The organism is Phytopseudomonas seleniipraecipitans (genome assembly GCF_900102335.1).
Lineage (GTDB): Bacteria > Pseudomonadota > Gammaproteobacteria > Pseudomonadales > Pseudomonadaceae > Aquipseudomonas > Aquipseudomonas seleniipraecipitans.
Window position 1 is genome coordinate 154,111 of record NZ_FNBM01000008.1, and the last position, 20,551, is coordinate 174,661.

Here is a 20,551-nt window from a genome sequence, read left to right on the forward strand (position 1 = left end):
GCGGCATGGCCAAGAAATTACCCGCAACCAACGTTGTGGTGGTGGGGCTCGGCTGGGCCGGCTCGATCATCGCCAAAGAGCTTGCCGACGAAGGTTTGAGCGTCATGGGCTTCGAGCGCGGCGCCTGGCGCGATACCGCCTCGGATTTCAACATCGCCTCGGTAACCGACGAGCTGCGCTACGTCATTCGTCAGGAGCTGATGCTGCGCACCCGGCAGAACACCTGCACGATGCGCAACAAGCCGAGCGAAACCGCCTTGCCGATGCGCACCTGGGGCTCTTTTCACCCCGGCAACGGCACCGGCGGTGCCGGTAATCACTGGGCCGGCATTACCTTTCGCTTCCAGCCCGAGGAATTTCACCTCAAGAGTCACCTGACCGAGCGCTACGGCAAAGAATCCATCGAGGGCCTCACCCTGCAGGACTGGGGCACCACCTGGGAAGAAATGGAACCGCACTACGATGCCTTTGACCAGGTAGCGGGCATCTCCGGCAAGGCCGGCAATATCAACGGCACGCTCATCGAAGGCGGCAACCCGTTCGAGGGCGCGCGCTCCAAGGAATACCCCAACCCGCCGACCAAGCAGACCTACGCGCCGACGCTGTTCGCCGAGGCCGCCCGCAATATGGGCTACAAGCCGTTTCCGGTGCCGTCGGCGCTCGCCTCTCAGGGCTATACCAACCAGTACGGCGTAACGATGGGGCCCTGCACCTTCTGCGGCTTCTGCACCAACTACGGCTGCGCCAACTATTCCAAAGCCAGCGCCATCGTCAACGTGTTGCCGGCGCTGGTACGCATGCCCAACTTCACCGCCAAGACGCACTGCGAAGTGCTCGAAGTGACCAAGGACAGCACCGGTAAACGCGCCACCGGCATCATCTATGTCGACGCCAATGGCGAGAAGTGGGAGCAGCCGGCCGATATCGTCGTGGTCGCCGCCTTCACCTTCGAGAACGTGCGCTTGATGCTGCTCTCCGGCATCGGCCAGCCCTACGACCCGCTCAGCAACACCGGCACCACCGGGCGCAACTACGCGTACCAGACCGCCAACAGCGTGCGGATGTTTTTCGACGACAAGAACTTCAACCCGTTCATTGGTGGCGGCGCCATCGGCATGGGCATCGACGAATTCAACAACGATAACTTCGACCATTCCGGCCTGGGTTTCGTTGGCGGCGGCAGCACGCGGGTAACGCCCATCGGCGCTGCGCCCATCAATTCGCGGCCGGTGCCGCCGGGCACGCCGAAATGGGGCGCGGAGTGGAAGAAAGCCACCGTGCAGTACTACGCCAACAGCATGTCCATCGGCTGCGAGGCGAGCAACTACAGCGCGCGCGGCAACTACCTCTCGCTGGACCCGAACTACACCGACCCACACGGCCGACCGCTGCTGCGCATCACCTTCGACTTCACCGACAACGACCTGCGCATGGCCCAATACGTGACCGACAAAACGGCGGAGATCGCCAAGGCGATGAACCCGAAAATGATGTTCGCCAGCCCGCGCAAAGGCCCTTGGTCGAACACCTCGTATCAGTCCTCGCATGTGGTCGGTGGCTTCATCATGGGTGCTGATCCGGCCACCAGCTCGGTCAACAAGCACCTGCAGGTCTGGGACGTGCCCAACCTGTTCGTGGTCGGCGCTTCGGCGTTCCCGCAGAACCCCGGCTACAACCCGACGGGCACCGTTGGCGCACTGGCCTTCAAGGCGGCGCACGCGATTCGTACCTACTACCTCAAGCGCCCGGGGGAGATGATCAGCGTATGAAAACTCTCCTTAACCTTGGCATCGGCCTGCTGGCCGCGACAAGCATCAGCGCCTATGCAGTGACCGGCCCGGACTCCTACGAGCTGGTGCAGAAGGGCAAATACATCGCCACCCTCGGCGACTGCACGGCGTGCCATACGGTGCCTGGCAAGCCGCTGTTCTCCGGCGGCGTGGCGATTGAAACGCCCTTCGGCGAGCTGCTCGGCGCCAACATCACCCCTGACCCGGCGACCGGCATCGGTCGCTGGAATTTCGAGGAGTTCCAGAACACCATGGCGCGTGGCCACGCGCGCAACGGTAAGCAGCTCTACCCGGCCATGCCGTACGCCGCGTATACCAAGGTTACGAGCGAAGACAATATGGCGTTGTGGGCGTACCTGCGCACGATCGAGCCGGTGCACAACGAGGTGGAAACCAACCAGTTGCCGTTTCCCTTCAACATCCGCATGAGCATGCGTGTGTGGAACTGGCTCAACTTCACCGAGGGCGAATTCGAGCCTGACGCGCAGAAGAGCGAGCAATGGAACCGCGGTGCGTATCTGGTGCAAGGGCTCGGCCATTGCGGCAGCTGCCACACGCCGAAGAACCTCATCGGGGGTGACAAGAGCAGCGAAACCCTGAAGGGCGGCGAGCTGCAGGGCTGGATGGCGCCGAACATCACTGGCGTCGCGCATGTCGGCCTGGGGGACTGGAGCGAGGATGACATCGTGCAGTACCTCAAGACCGGCGCCAACCGCTACGACATTGCCTCCGGGCCGATGGCCGAAGCGGTGGAAAACTCCACGCAGCACTGGCGCGACGAGGACCTGATGGCCGTGGCCGTCTACCTCAAGGATCTCGACCACGAGCACGACAAGCCCCAGCCATTGGCTGCCGATGAGCCGGCCATGACGGCTGGGCGTGGCATCTATGAAGACCGCTGCTCCGGTTGCCATACGCCAAACGGCGAAGGCATCCCAACGCTGTTCCCCAAGCTGGCAAACGCCCCGTTGGTGAATTCGCGTGAGGCAGTATCAATGATCCGCGTGGTACTGGCCGGCAACCGCGCCGGCACCACTGACGCCGCGCCGACCGGGCCTGCCATGCCGTCGTTTGCCTGGAACCTGTCGGATGAAAACGTCGCCGACGTGCTCACCTACATTCGCAACAGCTGGGGCAACGCCGCACCGGCGGTCAGCGCCAGTGAGGTGCGCAAGCAGCGCGAAACCCTGCAAGACGAGTAATCCGCGCCACAGCCTGGGCCGTGCTGCCGCCGGTCCAGGTTTTCCTTTCCAGCTCCGCTCTGCGAGCGCGCCGCAATCCTTGGTCGTCAAAACACACGCATCAGCCAGCTGATGGGTAACAACTCCGTGCGCCCTCCGAGTTGACCGGCGCCCGGCCGCGATCAGTCGGCTTACAGGAATCAGCCCCGCAAAAGAGGATATTATTCGCCCCTCAGTTTTCACGATGCGCCGCCGTGGCTCATACCGGCAGTCGCCTTTCAGGACCTTACGATGAATAACTCACAGCGCGGATCCGGCCACCTGTTCAGCCTGATGGTCATCGCGCTCATCGGGTGGGGCGCTTACGTCACCCTCTATGTGCCCTACGAGCACCGCAAGTCGATGGAAACCTTCCGCAGCCAACCGCCAGCGGTGAGCCCGGCCAAGGTGGCGATCGTCGACGCCTACAAGGCGAAGCCGACTCCGGCCCAGCTGCCACGAGGCCTGTATAGCGGCACGGTGGAGCAGGATGGTTACCCGATGAGTATCAGCTTCGATTTTGCGGACGACCAGGTAATCACAAAAAAAGCCCTCATCAAGAACTACCAGTTCGCTGGCTCGGCTGCTTACCAATTCGACGGCTCGGTGCTGACCTTCAACAACGTCAAGGGCGACGCCGTGCTGTTTCCCGGAACGGGCGAACCAATCGAAGTAATCAGCGCCAGCGAGATTCATGTGCCGGGGCCCGGTACGACGCTGGTCTTGAAGCAGCAGTAAGGCCAGCCCTTCGCAGCTCTGTATGGCTTTTGGGTCGCCAGGCTCAGCGGTGTTACGGGCGAACACCAAGCCTGGCCCACAGCGAATGGCCGCGGCACACCAAGACCAGAAGAGCCCCGCCAGCGGCAGCAGCCATATCTTTCTGCGCATCCCAGATGTCGCCCTGAGCACCGACGAATACGGAATGGGCGCCGCCCACGTACTGCGCGCCAATCCATTCCATCAACTCGTAGAGCATCGACGTGGACAGCACGAAGGACCATGCGATCAGCGAGGCCCACGCGCCCTTCAACTGGCATTCGCGGGTAATGATCTCGCGGATCGGCAGCACCACCAGCACGCCGTAACCCAGGTGAACGAAACGGTCGTAGTGATTGCGCTGCCAGCCGAACAGCTGCTCGATGTTCAGCCCGGTCAGGTTCTCGATCGCGGCGACGTAGGGCACGCCCGGGTAGGTGTAATGGGTGCCAACCTGATGCAGGCAGAGGAACAAAACGACCAGCGCCCACGACCTGGGCGTCCAGTAAAACCGATGCCGGGTAAACCACACTGCCAGCGCGCCGACGACAACCAGACTGTTCTCGATCATCCAGGTCTTTCGGTCGACGGGGTCCCAGCCCAGCCACAGAAAAACGCCCAGAAATACGCACTGCAGCCACGTGGTTATCGACGACCTTTGGTTACTCGGCACCCATCCTTCCTCACGCCGCAATTCGATGGCGGACCAGCGTCAGCCTTGTTGAGGATTAGTCTGGGTATAGACGCGAGGATTCCATGAAAATAAGCGCCCAGTGTGAAGGCGTATTCCACCTCTCAATGGCGCGAGGTGAATCTTGCCAGCAGGAAAAACGCTCGAATGTGTGGCGGAAATCCCTTGTGCTAGCAATGCGCGCGCCCCGGTCTTATCCACATATTCCAGAGGCTTCAGGCTTTCATCGATCCCACACGTACTGGCAGCGTGTCGTTAAATATGTGAATATCCGAATATTCGGTTTTCCACATATAGACACGCCATGCTAACGCCTCCCGAAGCCTTCAAGTGCCTTGCTGAAGAAACCCGCGCTCGTGCCATCCTGCTCATTGCCGAGCAGGGTGAGCTCTGTGTCTGCGAACTCATGTGCGCCCTGGAAAACAACCAGTCCAAAGTCAGCCGGCACCTCGCGCAGCTTCGCAGTGCAGGTCTGCTGCTGGATCGCCGACAAGGACAGTGGGTGTACTACCGCCTCAACCCTGACCTGCCGCAATGGCTGCACGACGTGCTTCGCGTTACCGCGGCGAGCAATGCCTCCTGGCTGAAAGACAGCACCACCCGACTCGATACGATGGTTGGCCGCCCTGAGCGCGCTGCCAGTTGCTGCTGACCCAGGCCAGGAGAATTTACGATGCTCGTTGCAATTGCCGTGTTCGTTTTCACCCTCATTCTGGTCATCTGGCAACCGCGTGGCCTGGGCGTAGGCTGGAGCGCGAGCATCGGCGCAGCCCTGGCACTGGCCGTCGGTGCAGTGTCCCTTCAGGACATCCCGACTGTCTGGGCGGTGGTGTGGAACGCAACCGCGACATTCATCGCGATCATCATTATCAGCCTGCTGCTGGACGAAGCCGGTTTCTTCGAGTGGGCAGCGTTGCACGTCGCTCGCTGGGCGAATGGCAACGGGCGGCGCCTGTTTGCCTTCACGGTGCTGCTGGGGGCCTCAGTATCAGCGTTGTTCGCCAATGACGGCGCGGCACTGATCCTCACTCCCATCGTCATTTCGCTGTTGGTCGCGCTGCGTTTCTCGGCCGGCGCCACGCTGGCTTTCGTCATGGCAGCGGGGTTCATCGCCGACACCGCCAGCCTGCCGCTGGTGGTGTCGAACCTGGTCAATATCGTCTCTGCCGACTTCTTTGGCCTGGGCTTTGCCGACTATGCATCGGTCATGGTGCCGGTAACCGTGGCCAGCGTGGCGGCGACACTGCTGGTGCTGTTCGTGTACTTCCGCTGCGATATACCCGCAATTTATTCCGTGGCCGACCTGAAGACGCCAGACTCGGCGATCCGCGATCGCACCACGTTCGTATGCGGCTGGTGGGTGCTGCTGTTGCTGTTGATCGGCCTGTTCGTACTGGAACCGATAGGCGTGCCTGTGAGCGCTGTCGCCGCCGCATGCGCCGCGATCCTCTTTGCAGTCGCCGCCAGAGGCCAGGTGATTTCGACTCGTCGCGTGCTGCGTGAGGCGCCCTGGCAGATCGTGGTGTTCTCGCTGGGCATGTACCTGGTCGTCTACGGCCTGAACAATGCGGGCCTCACCAGCCACCTAACACGGGTGCTTAATCAACTGGCCGAGCATGGCGTCTGGGCAGCCGCGCTGGGTACCGGGCTGCTCTCGGCGCTGCTGTCGTCAGCCATGAACAACATGCCCAGCGTACTGATCGGCGCGCTGTCCATCGACGCCAGCCACAGCACCGGCCTGGTGCGCGAAGCGATGATCTACGCCAACGTCATCGGCTGCGACCTCGGCCCCAAAATCACCCCTATCGGCAGCCTGGCGACCTTGCTGTGGCTCCACGTGCTTCAGCGTAAAGGCATCCGCATCACCTGGGGTTACTACTTCAAGGTTGGCGCCCTGCTGACCTTTCCGGTGCTGTTCATCACCCTGTCGGCACTGGCGTTGCGCCTCAGCCTATGACCCTCGCCCATGGCGAAAAGGAGCATGCATGCGAATCCTGTTCATGTGCACGGCCAATAGCTGCCGGAGCATTCTGTCCGAAGCGATGTTCAATCACCTTGCGCCAGAGGGTTTCAAGGCAGTCAGTGCGGGCAGCTTCCCGAAAGGCCAGGTACTGCCGCGCAGCCTGCACACGTTGGAGCAGGCTGGAATCTCCATTACGGGCTTGAGCAGCAAGGGCAACGACGCCTTCGAAGCGAACCCTCCAGACATCGTCATCACGGTGTGTGACAAGGCGGCCGGTGAAGCCTGCCCGGTCTATTTCGGGCCTGCGCTGAAAAGCCACTGGGGCCTGGCAGACCCATCCGATGTACAAGGTGACGAGCGGGAAGTCGACGCCGCATTCAACGCGACGCTGAAACGTATCGAACAGCGCTGCCGGGCTTTCCTTGCCCTGCCGTATGCAGACTTGAGCCGCGACGCGCTGAAGCGCGAGCTGGACCGTATCGGCAACCTCTGAGGCCTGGGCAGGTTTACCTGCCTAGCTGCACCACCTCAGGAATAAATCGCTCCTTTGCCCTTTTTATCGCACCGGTTGCCACGGTTTCCGAAAGCTTATTTTGCAATATATAATCATTCTCATAAGCATTAAGTATATCTATTGGCTTAAAGAGAATCGTTATGTCCTGCACCTCCTCACTCCTCAGCTTCAATTTCCCACGCAGCCTGCTGGCAATGGCTGTCTGCATGAGCACAATCAACCCAGCGCTCGCCGATGAAGTGAAAGATACCGATCCCGCAGTATTCGAGCTCGGCGCTACCCAGATCACTAACACGCAACTAGGCAGCACAACCGAAGGGACCAGCTCCTATACCACCGGCGCAATGTCGACCGCGACCAAGTTGCCGATGACCATGCGTGAAACACCGCAAGCTACTACTGTGATCACACGTCAGCGCATGGACGACCAGGCGATGACGAGCATCAATGATGTGGTCAACGCGACCCCTGGGTTGTTTCTCAGTTATGCCAATGGCCCGGGCCGACAGTCATACAAAGCACGCGGTTTCGATATCGACAACCTGATGTATGACGGTATCCCGAGCGGTTATAACGGCGTGGCTGTCGGCGCCCAGCCAAACCTGGCGATGTTCGACCGCGTTGAGGTGGTGCGCGGCGCGACCGGCCTGGTAACTGGCGCGGGGAACCCGTCGGCGGCGATCAATATGGTGCGTAAACGCCCGCTGGCCGAGCAGAAAGTCACCCTGACCGGCGCTGCCGGTAGCTGGGATGACTACCGTGGCGAACTCGATGCTTCGAGCCCGCTCAACGACAGCGGCACACTGCGCGGTCGGGTGGTCACCTCTTACCGCGACGCCAACAGCTTCATTGACGGTGCCGAGGAAGACCACGGCCTGTTCTATGTCATTACCGAAGCAGACCTGAGCGACGACACCACACTGACCCTCGGCTTCTCGCACCAGAAAGACCAGACCAATTACTTCTGGGGCGCATCGATGGTAGGCCTCGACGGCCGTCACCTGGATCTGCCGCGCTCCTATAACCCAGGCACCTCATGGGAGGACAAGGATCAGGAAATCAACACCGTGTTCGCCGAGCTCCGCCACCACCTGGCCAACGACTGGAAACTCCAGATCAATGCCAACTATGCCGAGCAGAATGCGCTCTTTTCCGGTTCTTATCAGTCGCGCTGGGCTGCTGATCGACGCCTGGAGCGCACCGTGTGGCAGGCCAAATACGATGAGAACCAGGCCGGGGTCGATGCTTTTTTCAGCGGGCCTTTCGAGGCGCTGGGACGCAGCCACGAGTTGGTGCTGGGCGCCAGCAAACGCATCTACGACATGACCACCCACAGCTACGACCCCTACGACATGAACTGGCCGCTCGATGCTGGCAAACCGAACTTCGTCGGTACCGGCGACGGCCGTGCGGTCACCACCCAGGACGGCGTTTACCTGACCACCCGCCTGAGCCTGGCAGACCCGCTGAAACTGATACTCGGTGGGCGCCTGGACTGGTATGACTACGACAACAAGGACAGCTCCACCGCAGACTATAAGGTCACCCGCAACGTGACCCGCTACGCTGGCCTGGTCTACGACCTGGACGACCGTCATTCGGTCTATGTCAGCTACAGCGATATTTTCACCCCGCAGAGCGAGAAGGACAGTACCGGCACGCCAGTGAAGCCAATCGTTGGCAAGAACTATGAGATCGGTCTGAAAGGCGAATACCTCGATGGCGCACTCAACGCCAGCGTCGCGGTTTTCCGTATCGACCAGGAAAACCGCGCCGTCGCACTGACCGACCTGAGGGGATGCGCCGACGCCAATAACTGCAACGAGCCCTCAGGCGAAATCCGCAGCCAGGGCATAGACCTCGAACTGCAGGGCGCAGTCACCGAAAACTGGCAGGTTGGCGGCGGCTATACCTACGCAAGGACGCACACCATCAAGGACGCGGCCAACCCGCAGAACGTGAACCAGCAGTTCGACACCGACACCCCCGAGCATCTGTTCAAACTGACCACCAGCTATCAGTTCCAGGGCCCGCTGGAAAAATTGCGCGTGGGTGGCAACGTCTCCTGGCAGAGCCGCATGTACAACGATGTTGCGCTGCTTGATGGTGGTAGCTACCGGCTGAAGCAGGGCGCCTACGCCGTCACCGACCTGATGGCCGGCTACCGGGTCAACAAGGACCTGGATGTGCAGCTCAACGCCAACAACATCTTTGATCGCAAATACTATTCGACGATCGCCAACTCGGTGAGCTACGGCGGAGATGTATACGGCACGCCACGCAACCTGATGCTGACCGCCAAGTACAGCTTCTAAAGGGGGTCATCGGCTCGTTTCAGTGGCGTATGCCGCAACGGTGCGCATCTCACGCGATGCGCACCTGGCTGATCAGAGCTGATCGCCCTTGAGGCCAGCATACAGGCGGGTCATTTCGTTGAGCTGACGGAACATCGATTCGGCGTTCACCGCGACGATGGTCGGCACGAAATCCTTGGAGGCGAAGGCCTTGGTCGCGAACTGCCAGCGCGCATCGGTCTTGCGCAGCGCAGCGGCAATCTCATCGTTTGGCGCTTTTTCCGCTTTGAGCTCCTGCATGATGGCGTCGAACTCCTTCACCGAGGCGTCGAAATTGGCGTCCAGGTTGGGTGCTTGCACACCCCACGCGCGGGCCATGTAGAACATCGCGGTGCGCTGGGTGAGCACGCGGTTCCAGCCGCTGCGGTTGATCGAATGGGAAGCCGCATCGCCGTTATGCTTCTCGAACAAATCGGTGACGTGCTGGGTCTGCTTGACCAGCTCCTCGGCCTTGGCGAGTACGGCTGGCGCCTGGGCCTTGTCCGGGGTTGCGCTGAGCAGCGGGCGATAAGCTGACCAGATGACCTCGACCTGACCGAGTGCTGCACGAATCTCGTCGTTGGTAGGGTGCGCCTTGAGCTGGGCGTGGTGGTCTTCGAACAACGCGATGCTGGTGTTGAGCTGCTTGGTGGCGTCGTCGACTTTCACGTCCGAGCCAATCATCAGGTAGTCCTTGGCCATGATCTGGCCCAGGCTGCGCTGCAGGCCGGCCATGTTCATCGCCTCCAGCGGCTTCATTTCGGCCCAGCTGACGAAGCTGGTCAGGCTGAGCCCCAGCAGCAGCGTTTGCATGCAACGTTTAATCAACTCGATATCCTCGTGCGCTCTAACGGCCACTCCACCCCGCGAGCACCCCTGAAAAACGGTGCGCGCGGCGACGGTCGACCTGAGTGGATGCTGGCGAGTCAAGGCAGCGGAAGCTGCCGGCATTGCGACGCCAGCGATTGGCTGAATTCTAATCCATACGCCCGTCGTTGACGTGTCGCCGAGCCCCGATAGCCTGCCGACCGGCGCGCGAACATAGAGATTGGTGACGGCCGTCACACTGCTCGGCGTACGGCCGCTCTACTCCAGCACTTCGATGCGCTCGCTGGCCGGCTGCGGGCGGCCGAACAGGTAGCCCTGGAAGTGCGAACAGCCTTCCGCCTTGAGCTGCTCAAGTTGCGCGTCGGTTTCCACGCCTTCGGCGGTGGTCTTGATCAGTAGGCTGCCACTCATGCCGGTGATGGCGCGCACGATCGACAACGCCTCGCGGCTCTCGCCCATGTCCTGGACGAAGGACTTGTCGATCTTGATGCGGTCGAAGGAAAACGAGCGCAGGTAACCGAGGGATGAATAGCCGGTGCCGAAGTCATCGAGCGCAATGCTCACCCCCAGCGCCTTGAGTTCCTTGAGGGTGTCGATATTGCTCTCGCTGTTTTCCAGCAGTACCGATTCGGTGATCTCCAGCTCCAGCCGCTCGGGTTCCAGCCCCGAGTCGGCCAGTGCCAGGCCGACAATCTTCACCAGGTCGCTGTTCTTGAACTGCACCGGCGACAGGTTCACTGCGACAGTCTGCTTGCCAGGCCAGCTCGCTGCTTCCTGACAGGCAAGATTGAGGGCGCGTGCGCCCACCTCGTGGATCAGCCCGGTTTCCTCGGCGATGGGGATGAAGTCGAGCGGCATCACCAGGCCGTTGCCCGGGTGCTGCCAGCGCATCAGTGCCTCGTACCCGGAAATCTGGTTGCTGCCATTGTCGACGATCGGCTGGTAGTACAGCTGCAGCTGACCCAAGTGCAACGCCGTGCGCAAATCCATTTCCATGCTGCGCCGCCGGCGCGCCGCTGCATCCAGTTCGGGGTGAAAGTATTCGTAACGGTTGCGGCCGTTGCGCTTGGCTTCGTACAGCGCCATGTCGGCGTAGCGCATCAGCTGATCGGCCTGCTGATGATCGTCCGGCGAGATGGCGATGCCGATGCTGACGCCCACCGAGAAGCTGTGGCCATCGATCAGGAATATCGGCGCCACGGCGGCGATCAGTCGCTGGGCGGTGCGCTGCGCATCCTGAGCGCTCTCCAGCCCGTTGAGCACCACGGCAAACTCGTCGCCACCAAGCCGCGCGAGGGTGTCGCGCTCGCGCAGCACCGCCTTGAGGCGCTGCCCGAGCGAACGCAGCAAGCGGTCGCCGAAAGCGTGCCCCAAGGCATCGTTGATGTTCTTGAAGTTGTCCAGGTCCAGGCACAGCACGGCAGTCAACCGCGCCGTTTGCGCGCCGTCGTGCAGCGCTTCGTCGAGCCGTTCGCTGAACAGCGTACGGTTGGGTAATCCCGTCAGGGCATCGTGGTGAGCCATGTGATGAATCTGCGCATGGGCGGCAAGCTCGTCGGTAACGTCCTCGGCGATGAGCAGCACGTAGCTGGTCTGGTACTCGATACTACTGCTGAGCAACACGCGGGTGCGCAGCATGCGCGGGCCCATTTGCGTATCCAGGCAATCCTCGGAGAGGTGCAGGGTCTGGTCGCGCAGACACTGCTCGGTCTGCTGATCAATGTATTCGACGATGGCCGGTGCCAGGCACTCGTCGGCGCGCCGCCCGATCATGTCCTGGGTGCGGCAGCCGAACAGCTTCTCGGCCTGCGGGTTGGCCAGGAGAATGCGCCGGGTGCGGGTGTCCTGGACGATGACGCTGGCCGGGATGTTGGAAATCACCGAGTCGAGAAAGCGCGACAGCGACGCCATTTCTTCGCTGTAGCTTTCCGCCAGCTCCTTGGCCTTGAGCAGTTCGAGTTCGTTCTGCCGGCGCTCGGTGATGTCGCGGGTGATCTTGGCGAAGCCGATCAGTTGGCCGTCCTCATCGTGGATGGCGTCGATCACCACGCTGGTCCAGAACGGCGAACCATCCTTGCGCAGACGCACGCCTTCGGCCTCGAAGCGGCCTTCGCTGCGTGCCGTTTCCAGCCCCAGACCAGGTAAGCCGGCCTCGCGATCTGCCTGCGTGTAGAACACCGAAAAATGCTGGCCGACGATTTCTTCCGCCTTGTAGCCCTTGGCGCGTTCGGCGCCAGCGTTCCAGTTCTCCACGTGGCCCTGGGGGTCGAGCATGTAGATGGCGTAATCGGTGACGCCCTGCACCAGCAGACGAAAGCGCCGCTCCTGCTCGCGCTGCTGCATCTGCACGTGCCGCTGCTCGGTGCAGTCGCGGGTGATCTTGGCGAAGCCGATCAGTTGGCCGTGGTCATCGCGCACGGCATCGATCACCACATGAGCCCAGAACGCAGTGCCGTCCTTGCGCAGGCGCCAGCCTTCAGCCTCGAAACGGCCGGTATCGAAAGCCTGCTGCAGTCCGCGCTCGGGCACACCGTCGGCACGCTCCTGCTCGCTATAGAACACCGAAAAATGCCTGCCGACGATCTCCGCCGCCAGGTAACCCTTGGCGCGCTGGGCGCCGGCGTTCCAGTTGGTCACCACACCCTCGGGGCTGAGCATGTAGATGGCGTAATCCACCACGCTCTGCACGAGCAGGCGGTACATAACATCGGCATTGGGATGGGTGGCGAGCATAGAGGCAGTCCTGGTCAATCTGTGTAGGGACGATCCGGGGCACGTTTGCCCAGCAGTCGCGCGCAAAGGTGTTACGCGACACTGAAGTCGCCACCGGTGCGTCATCCCTGACTCCGCCGAACCGATTCGGGCCGCCGGCGTCGCTCTGGATAGCGGGCGCAAGGGCATGGTTCGGGAGCGTGCATGAACAGGGAACCCCTCAGCGTGCTGCCAGCTGTATGCCTGGCCGAGCTGAGGGACATCCCATCAGAAAAGGATTTTGCCGCGCACGATGGCACGGTGCCAGCAAAATATGACCGAACGGTCAGAGTTTACCGAGGGAAGGGAAAGCGGAAGCAGAAGGCAGCCATCCCCTCCTGCCGCGGCAGGAGGGGATGGACAAGGTCATGGCGCCTTGTTGGCCTCGGCGGCGGCCTTGCGGCGACCCCGGCGGGACAGCATGTTGAGCCCTTCGATAATTGCCGAGAAGGCCATCGCAGCGTAGATGTAGCCCTTCGGCACATGAGCGCCAAAGCCTTCTGCAATCAGCGTCATGCCGATCATGATCAGGAAGCCCAGCGCCAGCATCACCACGGTGGGGTTGTTGGCGATGAAGCGCGCCAGCGGGTTGGCGGCGACGAGCATCACGGTAACGGCGGCGATCACGGCGATGACCATGATCGGCACGTGTGGGGTCATGCCCACGGCAGTGATGATGCTGTCGACCGAGAACACCAGGTCAAGCAACAGGATCTGCACGATAGCAGCGCCGAACCCCAGGGACGCAGCGCGGCCGACGAACATGTCGCCTTCCGGCTCCGGGTCCATGGAGTGATGGATTTCCTTGGTCGCCTTCCACAGCAGGAACAGACCGCCGGCGATGAGGATGATGTCCTTCCAGGAGAACGCCTGGCCGAACAGCTCGATCACCGGTTCTACCAGCTGGACGATCCACGCGACGGTGCCCAGCAGGCCCAGGCGCAGAACCAGTGCCGCACCGATACCCAGGCGCCGCGCCTTGTCGCGCTGATGCTCGGGCAGTTTGTTGGTGAGGATGGAGATGAAAATCAGGTTGTCGATGCCCAGTACCACTTCCATCACCACCAGAGTGGCAAGGGCGACCCAGGCAGTTGGGTCGCTGGCTAGTTGCAGGAGATAGTCCACGATCACGCACTTTATGGCTGAACAGAAGCCGCATTCTGTCTTGTTGCCGGAATAACAAATATGACAATTTGCGACAACTTATTTCATTAAGTTGCAACAAAGGCCAACGCCCCGAAACCGTGCACTGGCGCGGCCTGCAAGGCTATCAGCGGAAATCACTGGACACTGCCACCGCGCACGCTAGCGTGCCAGCAGCGCCACTACCGTCAGCGCCAGGGCGGCACAACTGATTTGCCAGAACAGCAGCGGGTTGCGCTCCATTAACGGCACCCGCCCGCGCAGCAACGCCTGGCCGGGGTGGCGCAAGGCATGGGCTAATTCGTCCGGGTCGTCATAGCGTTTCAGCGGGTCCGGGTGGCAAGCCTTGCGCAGCACGTCATCGAGCCACAGCGGCAGCTCGCGCTCCGGTTGGCCGAGCGGCGTGTAGCGCAGCCGCGCCTGGGCAGTGCGGGTTCGCGCCCGCGCCATGCCGGCGCCGTACGGCAATCTGCCGCTGAGCATCTGATAGGCGATCACCGCCAGTGAGAACACATCCGAGCGCACCGTGCCCGGCTCGCCGAGCCAGTATTCCGGGGCACTGTATTGCGCGGTGCCGAGTATCGGGTCATCCGCCTGGCGACTGTCGATCTCCTGCAGGCCGGCGACGCGGGTGGCGCCGAAGTCGATGATCTTCACCGTGCCGGTGGCGTCGATCATCAGGTTGGCGGGGCGCAAGTCCTGATGAAGCATTTCCAGACGGTGGAAGGCACGCAAACCGCGGGCGACCTGCTCGACGATGCGCCGCACGGCTTCCAGATCCGGGCGCGGGTGATCGATCATCCACTGCGCCAGCGTCTGGCCTTCGATGAATTCACTGACGCCGTACAGGAAGTTGCGCTTGCGGGTCGGCGCGCAGGCCTTGAGCACGTGAGGGCTGTCGACGCGCCGGGCGATCCACTCCTCCATGAGAAAGCGCTCGAGATAGCCGGCGTCATGCTGCAAGTCCAGCGAGGGCGTCTTGATCACCACGGTGGCGCCGCTGTCTTCATCGGTGGCCAGGTACACGTGGCTGCGGGCGCTAGCGTGCAGCGGACGAACGATGCGGTAACCGTCGAACTGCATCCGTGCTTCGAGGATCGGCGGGCACGGCAGCTCACCGAGCTTGTGCTGCAATTCATCGGCCTCGGCGCGCGGCAAGCTGTCGATGCGTACCAGTTGCAGGGTCAGGTTGTCATCGCTGCCATTGGCCAGGGCCCGGTCGAGGATGTGCTGGGCGGCGTGTTGCAGGTCGCCTGGGTGCTCGGCGATGCAGTCGATCATGAAGCGCGCGTCGACGAATTCGTAGACGCCGTCGGTGGCCAGCAGAAACAGGTCGCCGCGCTCCAGCGCCAGGGCCTGGTAGTCGATTTCCAGCTGCGGCTGGATGCCCAGAGCACGGCTCAGGTAGCTCTTGCCCTCACCGACCCATACGCGGTGGTCGCGGGTCAGCGGTTCCAGGGAGCCGTCGCGCAAGCGGTAGATACGGGTATCGCCGACGTGGAACAGGTGCGCGGTGGTCGACTTCAGCACCAGGGCGCTGAAGGTACACACGTAGCCGCGGTCCATGTCGTAGCGATGCTGGCCGCGCCGCGTCTGGGCGTGCAGCCAGGCATTGGTGGCACTGAGCACGCGGGTCACCGAGGTCTTTACGGACCAGGCTTCGCTGGTGCTGAAGTAGTCGGAGAGAAACGCCGCCACTGCCGTTTCACTGGCGATGTGGCTGACGTCGCTGCTGCTGATGCCATCGGCCAGGGCGATGGCGATGCCCTTGCTGCTCAGTTGCGGCTCAAGGGGCACACAGAGGCCGTGAAAGTCCTGATTGCGCGACTTGCGGCCCTTGTCCGAACACTGGCCGATGCTGACCTGCAGCTGGCTCCGTCTGTCAGTCCACAGGTTTTCAGCGGCAGCGGCCATCGACGACACTCAGTTGTAGGAGCGCTTGGGAGCGGTCTTGATGTGCGTGGTGTAGAGGGTCAGGCCGGTGAAGGCCAGGCCGCCCACCAGGTTACCCAGTGCGGTGGGGATTTCGTTCCAGATCATGTAGTCCATCACCGAAAAATCGCCGCCCATGATCATCCCGAAGGGGAACAGAAACATGTTCACCACCGAGTGTTCGAAGCCCATGTAGAAGAACAGCATGACCGGCATCCACATGGCGATGGTCTTGCCGCTGACGGTGGTGGAGATCATCGCGCCAACCACGCCCATGGACACCATCCAGTTGCACAGCATGCCGCGCAAGAAAATGGTCAGCCAGCCGGCCGTGCCGAACTCGGCGTAGCCCAGCGTGCGCGATTCGCCGATGTGCGAAATCTTCTCGCCGATCTCACCCGCGCTGGTCGAGAAGCCATAGGTGAAGACGAAAGCCATCATCACGGCGACCGTCAGTGCCCCGGCGAAGTTGCCGATGAACACCAGCCCCCAGTTGCGCAGCACGCCACCGATGGTAACCCCCGGACGCTTATCGAGCAGCGCCAGCGGAGCGAGGACGAATACCCCGGTGAGCAGGTCGAAGCCCATCAGGTACAGCATGATGAAACCGACCGGGAAGAACGCTGCGCCAAGCAGCGGCGAACCGGTCTGCACCGTGATGGTGATGGCGAACACCGCCGCCAGGGCCAGAATGGCGCCGGCCATGAAGGCGCGGATCAGGGTATCGCGGGTCGACATGAAGATCTTCGACTCGCCGGCATCCACCATCTTGGTGACGAATTCGGCAGGAACCAGATAGGACATGGAGAGGCTCTCTTTTTTCAGGTGGGGCAAACAGGGAATGAGGTGTCGGGGCAACCGGGGCGCCTGATTGACGCTCTTTTCGGCCACCGGTACGTCGTCGAGATCAGCCCGCCAGGCCGATTTCCACGGTGTCGCCATTGAGGCGCACCGGCCACACGCGCAGGCGCTGCTCCGGATACTCCAGGCAGCTGCCATCGGCCAGGCGGAAATGCTGTTTGTAGAGCGGCGAGGCAATCACCAAGTCGCCCTTGATCTGGCCGATCAGCCCGCGGCCGATGACGTTGGCGCCGGATTTCGGGTCGCGGTTTTCCACCGCGAACAATTGCTCGCCAGCCTCGCTGTGGGGCAGATGGAACAGTGCGATCTGGTCACCCTCTAGCCAGGCCACCACGCCCGAGTTGGCGACCAGATCCTGGCTGCTGCACAGCGGTTGCCACTCGGTGGCGGGAAGCGATTGGGCACGCACGGCGTTGGACTGGCTCATCAGAGCACCTCCTCGGTAACGGGAATCAGGTGTAATTCACTGGCTGTCATCGGCCGGCGCTGGCCGCGTTCCTTGACGAAGTGGATGTCCGGGTCGGCGCGCTTGTCGTTGACGAAGGTGCGGAAGCGCTTGAGCTTTTCCGGGTCCTTGAGGGCGCCGGCCCATTCGCATTCGTAGCGGTCGACCACCAGTTGCATCTGCGCTTCCAGCTCATTGCCGAGGCCCAGGCTGTCGTCGAGGATCACCGCCTTGAGGTAATCCAGGCCGCCTTCCAGCGACTCGCGCCATACCGAGGTGCGCTGCAGCTTGTCGGCGGTGCGCACGTAGAACATCAGCACACGGTCGATGGTGCGGATCAGCGCTTCGTCATCCAGGTCGGTGGCGAACAGTTCGGCGTGCCGCGGGCGCATGCCGCCGTTGCCGCACACGTAGAGGTTCCAGCCCTTGTCGGTGGCGATCACGCCGATGTCCTTGCTCTGCGCTTCGGCGCACTCACGGGTGCAGCCGCTGACCGCGAACTTGATCTTGTGCGGCGAACGCAGGCCCTTGTAACGATCTTCCAGGCGCAGCGCCATGCCGACGCTGTCCTGCACGCCGTAGCGGCACCAGGTGCTGCCCACGCAGGACTTCACGGTACGCAGCGACTTGCCGTAGGCATGCCCGGTCTCGAAGCCGGCAGCGATCAGCTCGCTCCAGATCTCCGGCAGTTCGTGCAACTGCGCGCCGAACAGGTCGATGCGCTGACCACCGGTGATCTTGGTGTAGAGGTCGTATTTCTTCGCCACCGCGCCGATGGCGATCAGCCCGTCCGGGGTGATCTCGCCGCCAGGAATACGCGGCACCACCGAGTAGGTGCCGTTCTTCTGCATGTTGGCCATGAAGGTGTCGTTGGTGTCCTGCAGCGGGATCAGCAGCGGATCGGTGATCGGCTGGTTCCAGCACGACGCCAGGATCGAACCGACTGCCGGTTTGCAGATATCGCAGCCGGTGTGGCCGCGACCATGCTTGGCCAGCAGCTCCTCGAAACTGAGCACGCCTTCCACGCGGACGATGGCGTACAGCTCCTGGCGGGTATGGGCGAAGTGTTCGCAGAGGCTCTTGTCGACGGCCACGCCGCGGGCGCTCAGCTCGTGCTCGAAAACCTGCTTGAGCAAGGCGCTGCAGCCACCGCAACCGCTGCCGGCCTTGGTGATGGCCTTCAATTCGCCAAGGTCGGTGATGCCGGCGTCGACCTGGCAGCACACCGCGCCCTTGCTGACGTTGTGGCAAGAACAGATGGTCGCGGTATCCGGCAGCGCATCGGCACCCAGAGTCGGTGCGCCGTCGGAGAGCGGCAGGATCAGGCTGGACGGATCGGCCGGCAGCTTGATGCCGTTCTGGGCGTACTGCAGCAGGGTGTCGTAATAGCTGTTGTCGCCGACCAGCACGGCGCCGATGACGTGCTGACCATCCGGCGAGACCACCAGACGGCGGTAGCTGGCGTTGGCTTCGTCGATGTAGCGGTAGCTCTTGGCGCCCGGCGTGGCGGCGTGGGCGTCGCCGATGGAGCCGACGTCGACACCCAGCAGCTTGAGCTTGGTCGACATGTCGGCGCCGGTGAACGCTTCATGGGCAGTATTCGCGAGCTGCGCGGCGACGTTACGGGCCATCGAATAGCCCGGAGCGACCAGGCCGAAGACCATGCCATTCCAGGACGCGCACTCGCCGATGGCGAAAATCGCCGGGTCGCTGGTGCGGCAGTCATTGTCGACCACCACGCCACCGCGGGGCGCGACATCCAGGCCAGCAGCACGGCCGAGGGCGTCCTGCGGACGAATCCCGGCGGAAAACACGATCAGGTCGGTTTCCAAGAATTCGCCGTCATTAAATTTCATCCGGTAGGCGTATTCCTCACCGATTACGATCTCCTGGGTAGCACGCGACAGGTGTACGCCAACGCCAAGGGCTTCGATGCGCGCCCGCAGTGCGTCGCCACCGTCCACATCCAGCTGCACCGGCATCAGGCGTGGCGCGAACTCCACCACGTGGGCTTCCAGGCCAAGGGACTTGAGCGCATTGGCGGCCTCCAGCCCGAGCAGGCCGCCGCCGACCACCACGCCACGGCGGGCATTGGCTGCTGCCGAGCGGATACCGTCGAGGTCGTCCAGGGTGCGGTAGACCAGGCGCGAATTGCCCTCGGCGCCCGGAATCGGCGGCACGAAGGGGTAGGAACCGGTGGCCAGCACCAGCCGGTCGTAGCTGCGACGGCCCTTGGTGGTGACCACTTCGCGGTTCTCGCGGTCGATCTCCAGCACCTGCTCGCCAAGGTGCAGCTGCACGCCGTTGCGGGCGTAAAGATCAGGCTCGCCAAGGGCCAGGGCTTCGGCATCCTTGCCGGAGAAGTACTCGGACAGGTGCACACGGTCATAGGCGCGCTGGCGTTCTTCGCCATACACGTGCACCTGATAGCGGTGCAGGGCGCCGCTGGCGATCAACTGCTCCACACAGTGGTGGCCGACCATGCCGTTGCCGATGACGATCAGGTTCTCGCGCTTGATCGATGTGACGATGGAATTCATAGCCTGCCCTCTGTCTGCTGCGGTATCACGGTTTTCTGCAACGCAAAAAAAAGACGCCTGGAGCTGTTGTCAGCTTCAGGCGTCTTTGCCTTGGATTCAGTGATGTCGTTATGGCGTGGATGGCGGGCTACGGTGCCCAGGCTCATCGCGCCTGGCGGCCTAAGCGGCCAGGGCACCTGCACGGTTGGTCAGGTCACGCAAAGGAGATAGCAGGTAGCATGCCAACGCTTCGAGAAACGCTGCAGCTCAGCAATGACGGGACATGCAGACAGGCATGAAGGTGACTGACCGTTATAGCGGCGGCGGGAAAAGCGAACCAAAATGAAGCGCTTCCCACCTGAACTCACCGTTTTAGGGCGCACCGGGTGCGAAGCGATAACGGCTTGACCGTCACCTGGCAGGCGTCAGCCCGCATCAACATCCACGACTCTCGCTCGAAGCGCGCCTGGTGAGCTCCGTAGGATGGGTGAAACCAATCAATGGTCGATCTCGGTGGGTTGCGCCTACGCGGCCGAGCCATCCTGCGACGTCATTCTGCAGGAGGACCGTAGCCTGGTTAACCGAAGGCGTAATCCGGGAGCAGTCGATGGACCTGCACTGATTGGCAGAAACGGCGGATTGCGCTCCGCTAATGGCCCGGCACCCGAGACGCCATGGCATGTTCGTGGTGGCTCAAGCGGATCGCCGCCCGGCTCAGCCTGCGGACAGCAGGGTGAGTGACGTAGGGTGGACAACGCTCTTTTTGTCCACCATTGCGATCGCAGAGCGGTGGACGGGTCGGGCC

General features: G+C 62.3%; 16 protein-coding genes. 7 read left to right on the forward strand and 9 right to left on the reverse strand.

The window, feature by feature from the left end; all coding sequences use genetic code 11:
- The first annotated feature begins 5 nt into the window (after positions 1–5).
- The 3 genes from BLS60_RS16790 to BLS60_RS16800 all read left to right on the forward strand — a co-directional run bounded on the left by BLS60_RS16790 (position 6) and on the right by BLS60_RS16800 (position 3,748).
- The gene (locus BLS60_RS16790) at positions 6–1,769 is read left to right on the forward strand and encodes a GMC family oxidoreductase (protein WP_092370261.1); all 1,764 of its coding nucleotides are present in this window, start codon (positions 6–8) and stop codon (positions 1,767–1,769) included.
- On the forward strand, positions 1,766–2,992 hold the full coding sequence (locus tag BLS60_RS16795; protein ID WP_092370264.1) for a c-type cytochrome: 1,227 nt from the start codon (positions 1,766–1,768) through the stop codon (positions 2,990–2,992). Before BLS60_RS16790 ends, BLS60_RS16795 begins: the two co-directional genes overlap by 4 nt.
- Positions 2,993–3,262: 270 nt before the next feature.
- A complete protein-coding gene (locus BLS60_RS16800) occupies positions 3,263–3,748 on the forward strand; it encodes a hypothetical protein (protein WP_092370266.1) in 486 nt (161 codons plus the stop codon).
- A 52-nt stretch (positions 3,749–3,800) separates the two neighbouring features.
- On the opposite strand, the gene BLS60_RS16805 is transcribed toward BLS60_RS16800, so the two are convergent.
- Positions 3,801–4,439 (reverse strand): DUF2238 domain-containing protein, encoded by a 639-nt coding sequence (locus BLS60_RS16805; RefSeq protein ID WP_476742263.1) that lies wholly within the window; start codon positions 4,437–4,439, stop codon positions 3,801–3,803.
- 322 nt (positions 4,440–4,761) lie between these two features.
- Here BLS60_RS16805 and BLS60_RS16810 point away from each other — a divergent pair, with 322 nt between their 5' ends.
- Genes BLS60_RS16810 through BLS60_RS16820 form a run of 3 tightly spaced genes read left to right on the forward strand, consistent with a single transcriptional unit; the run spans position 4,762 to position 6,913 of the window.
- Positions 4,762–5,109 carry a metalloregulator ArsR/SmtB family transcription factor gene (locus tag BLS60_RS16810; RefSeq protein ID WP_092370272.1) on the forward strand — a complete coding sequence of 116 codons (348 nt, stop codon included), beginning with the start codon at positions 4,762–4,764 and terminating at the stop codon, positions 5,107–5,109.
- A gap of 21 nt (positions 5,110–5,130) precedes the next feature.
- The gene (locus tag BLS60_RS16815; RefSeq protein ID WP_092370275.1) at positions 5,131–6,414 is read left to right on the forward strand and encodes an arsenic transporter; all 1,284 of its coding nucleotides are present in this window, start codon (positions 5,131–5,133) and stop codon (positions 6,412–6,414) included.
- A 28-nt stretch (positions 6,415–6,442) separates the two neighbouring features.
- Entirely contained in the window at positions 6,443–6,913 is a 471-nt protein-coding gene (locus tag BLS60_RS16820; protein WP_092370278.1) for an arsenate reductase ArsC, read from the forward strand.
- Positions 6,914–6,926: 13 nt separating this feature from the next.
- Here the strand turns inward: BLS60_RS16820 and BLS60_RS21495 are convergent, their stop codons facing one another.
- Positions 6,927–7,142 carry a hypothetical protein gene (locus tag BLS60_RS21495; protein WP_167357678.1) on the reverse strand — a complete coding sequence of 72 codons (216 nt, stop codon included), beginning with the start codon at positions 7,140–7,142 and terminating at the stop codon, positions 6,927–6,929.
- Here BLS60_RS21495 and BLS60_RS16825 point away from each other — a divergent pair.
- Entirely contained in the window at positions 7,141–9,249 is a 2,109-nt protein-coding gene (locus BLS60_RS16825; protein WP_420848481.1) for a TonB-dependent siderophore receptor, read from the forward strand. The genes BLS60_RS21495 and BLS60_RS16825 overlap by 2 nt on opposite strands.
- A gap of 72 nt (positions 9,250–9,321) precedes the next feature.
- Here the strand turns inward: BLS60_RS16825 and BLS60_RS16830 are convergent, their stop codons facing one another.
- From BLS60_RS16830 to nirB, 7 genes are all read right to left on the reverse strand, one after another.
- Positions 9,322–10,080: a type IV pili methyl-accepting chemotaxis transducer N-terminal domain-containing protein gene (locus tag BLS60_RS16830; protein WP_241077606.1), complete on the reverse strand. Its 759-nt coding sequence runs from the start codon at positions 10,078–10,080 to the stop codon at positions 9,322–9,324.
- Between the two features lie 273 nt (positions 10,081–10,353).
- Positions 10,354–12,828 (reverse strand): sensor domain-containing protein, encoded by a 2,475-nt coding sequence (locus BLS60_RS16835; protein ID WP_244153429.1) that lies wholly within the window; start codon positions 12,826–12,828, stop codon positions 10,354–10,356.
- Positions 12,829–13,212: 384 nt separating this feature from the next.
- A complete protein-coding gene (locus tag BLS60_RS16840) occupies positions 13,213–13,971 on the reverse strand; it encodes a TerC family protein (protein WP_070880785.1) in 759 nt (252 codons plus the stop codon).
- A gap of 180 nt (positions 13,972–14,151) precedes the next feature.
- Entirely contained in the window at positions 14,152–15,903 is a 1,752-nt protein-coding gene (locus tag BLS60_RS16845) for a bifunctional protein-serine/threonine kinase/phosphatase (RefSeq protein WP_092370284.1), read from the reverse strand.
- Positions 15,904–15,912: 9 nt separating this feature from the next.
- Positions 15,913–16,725 (reverse strand): formate/nitrite transporter family protein, encoded by an 813-nt coding sequence (locus tag BLS60_RS16850; RefSeq protein WP_092370287.1) that lies wholly within the window; start codon positions 16,723–16,725, stop codon positions 15,913–15,915.
- Between the two features lie 103 nt (positions 16,726–16,828).
- The gene (nirD, locus tag BLS60_RS16855; protein WP_070880504.1) at positions 16,829–17,209 is read right to left on the reverse strand and encodes a nitrite reductase small subunit NirD; all 381 of its coding nucleotides are present in this window, start codon (positions 17,207–17,209) and stop codon (positions 16,829–16,831) included.
- A complete protein-coding gene (nirB, locus tag BLS60_RS16860; RefSeq protein ID WP_092370290.1) occupies positions 17,209–19,767 on the reverse strand; it encodes a nitrite reductase large subunit NirB in 2,559 nt (852 codons plus the stop codon). Before nirB ends, nirD begins: the two co-directional genes overlap by 1 nt.
- Between the last annotated feature and the right edge of the window lie 784 nt (positions 19,768–20,551).

Excerpts from the sequence above, each read along its gene's own strand:
- BLS60_RS16790 (WP_092370261.1), top strand. The coding sequence starts at position 6 with ATGGCCAAGAAATTACCCGCAACCAACGTTGTGGTGGTGGGGCTCGGC.
- BLS60_RS16795 (WP_092370264.1), top strand. The coding sequence starts at position 1,766 with ATGAAAACTCTCCTTAACCTTGGCATCGGCCTGCTGGCCGCGACAAGC.
- BLS60_RS16800 (WP_092370266.1), top strand. The coding sequence starts at position 3,263 with ATGAATAACTCACAGCGCGGATCCGGCCACCTGTTCAGCCTGATGGTC.
- BLS60_RS16810 (WP_092370272.1), top strand. The coding sequence starts at position 4,762 with ATGCTAACGCCTCCCGAAGCCTTCAAGTGCCTTGCTGAAGAAACCCGC.
- BLS60_RS16815 (WP_092370275.1), top strand. The coding sequence starts at position 5,131 with ATGCTCGTTGCAATTGCCGTGTTCGTTTTCACCCTCATTCTGGTCATC.
- BLS60_RS16820 (WP_092370278.1), top strand. The coding sequence starts at position 6,443 with ATGCGAATCCTGTTCATGTGCACGGCCAATAGCTGCCGGAGCATTCTG.
- BLS60_RS16825 (WP_420848481.1), top strand. The coding sequence starts at position 7,141 with ATGAGCACAATCAACCCAGCGCTCGCCGATGAAGTGAAAGATACCGAT.
- BLS60_RS21495 (WP_167357678.1), bottom strand. The coding sequence starts at position 7,142 with ATGCAGACAGCCATTGCCAGCAGGCTGCGTGGGAAATTGAAGCTGAGG.
- BLS60_RS16830 (WP_241077606.1), bottom strand. The coding sequence starts at position 10,080 with ATGCAAACGCTGCTGCTGGGGCTCAGCCTGACCAGCTTCGTCAGCTGG.
- BLS60_RS16835 (WP_244153429.1), bottom strand. The coding sequence starts at position 12,828 with ATGCTCGCCACCCATCCCAATGCCGATGTTATGTACCGCCTGCTCGTG.
- BLS60_RS16845 (WP_092370284.1), bottom strand. The coding sequence starts at position 15,903 with ATGGCCGCTGCCGCTGAAAACCTGTGGACTGACAGACGGAGCCAGCTG.
- BLS60_RS16850 (WP_092370287.1), bottom strand. The coding sequence starts at position 16,725 with ATGTCCTATCTGGTTCCTGCCGAATTCGTCACCAAGATGGTGGATGCC.
- nirD (WP_070880504.1), bottom strand. The coding sequence starts at position 17,209 with ATGAGCCAGTCCAACGCCGTGCGTGCCCAATCGCTTCCCGCCACCGAG.
- nirB (WP_092370290.1), bottom strand. The coding sequence starts at position 19,767 with ATGAATTCCATCGTCACATCGATCAAGCGCGAGAACCTGATCGTCATC.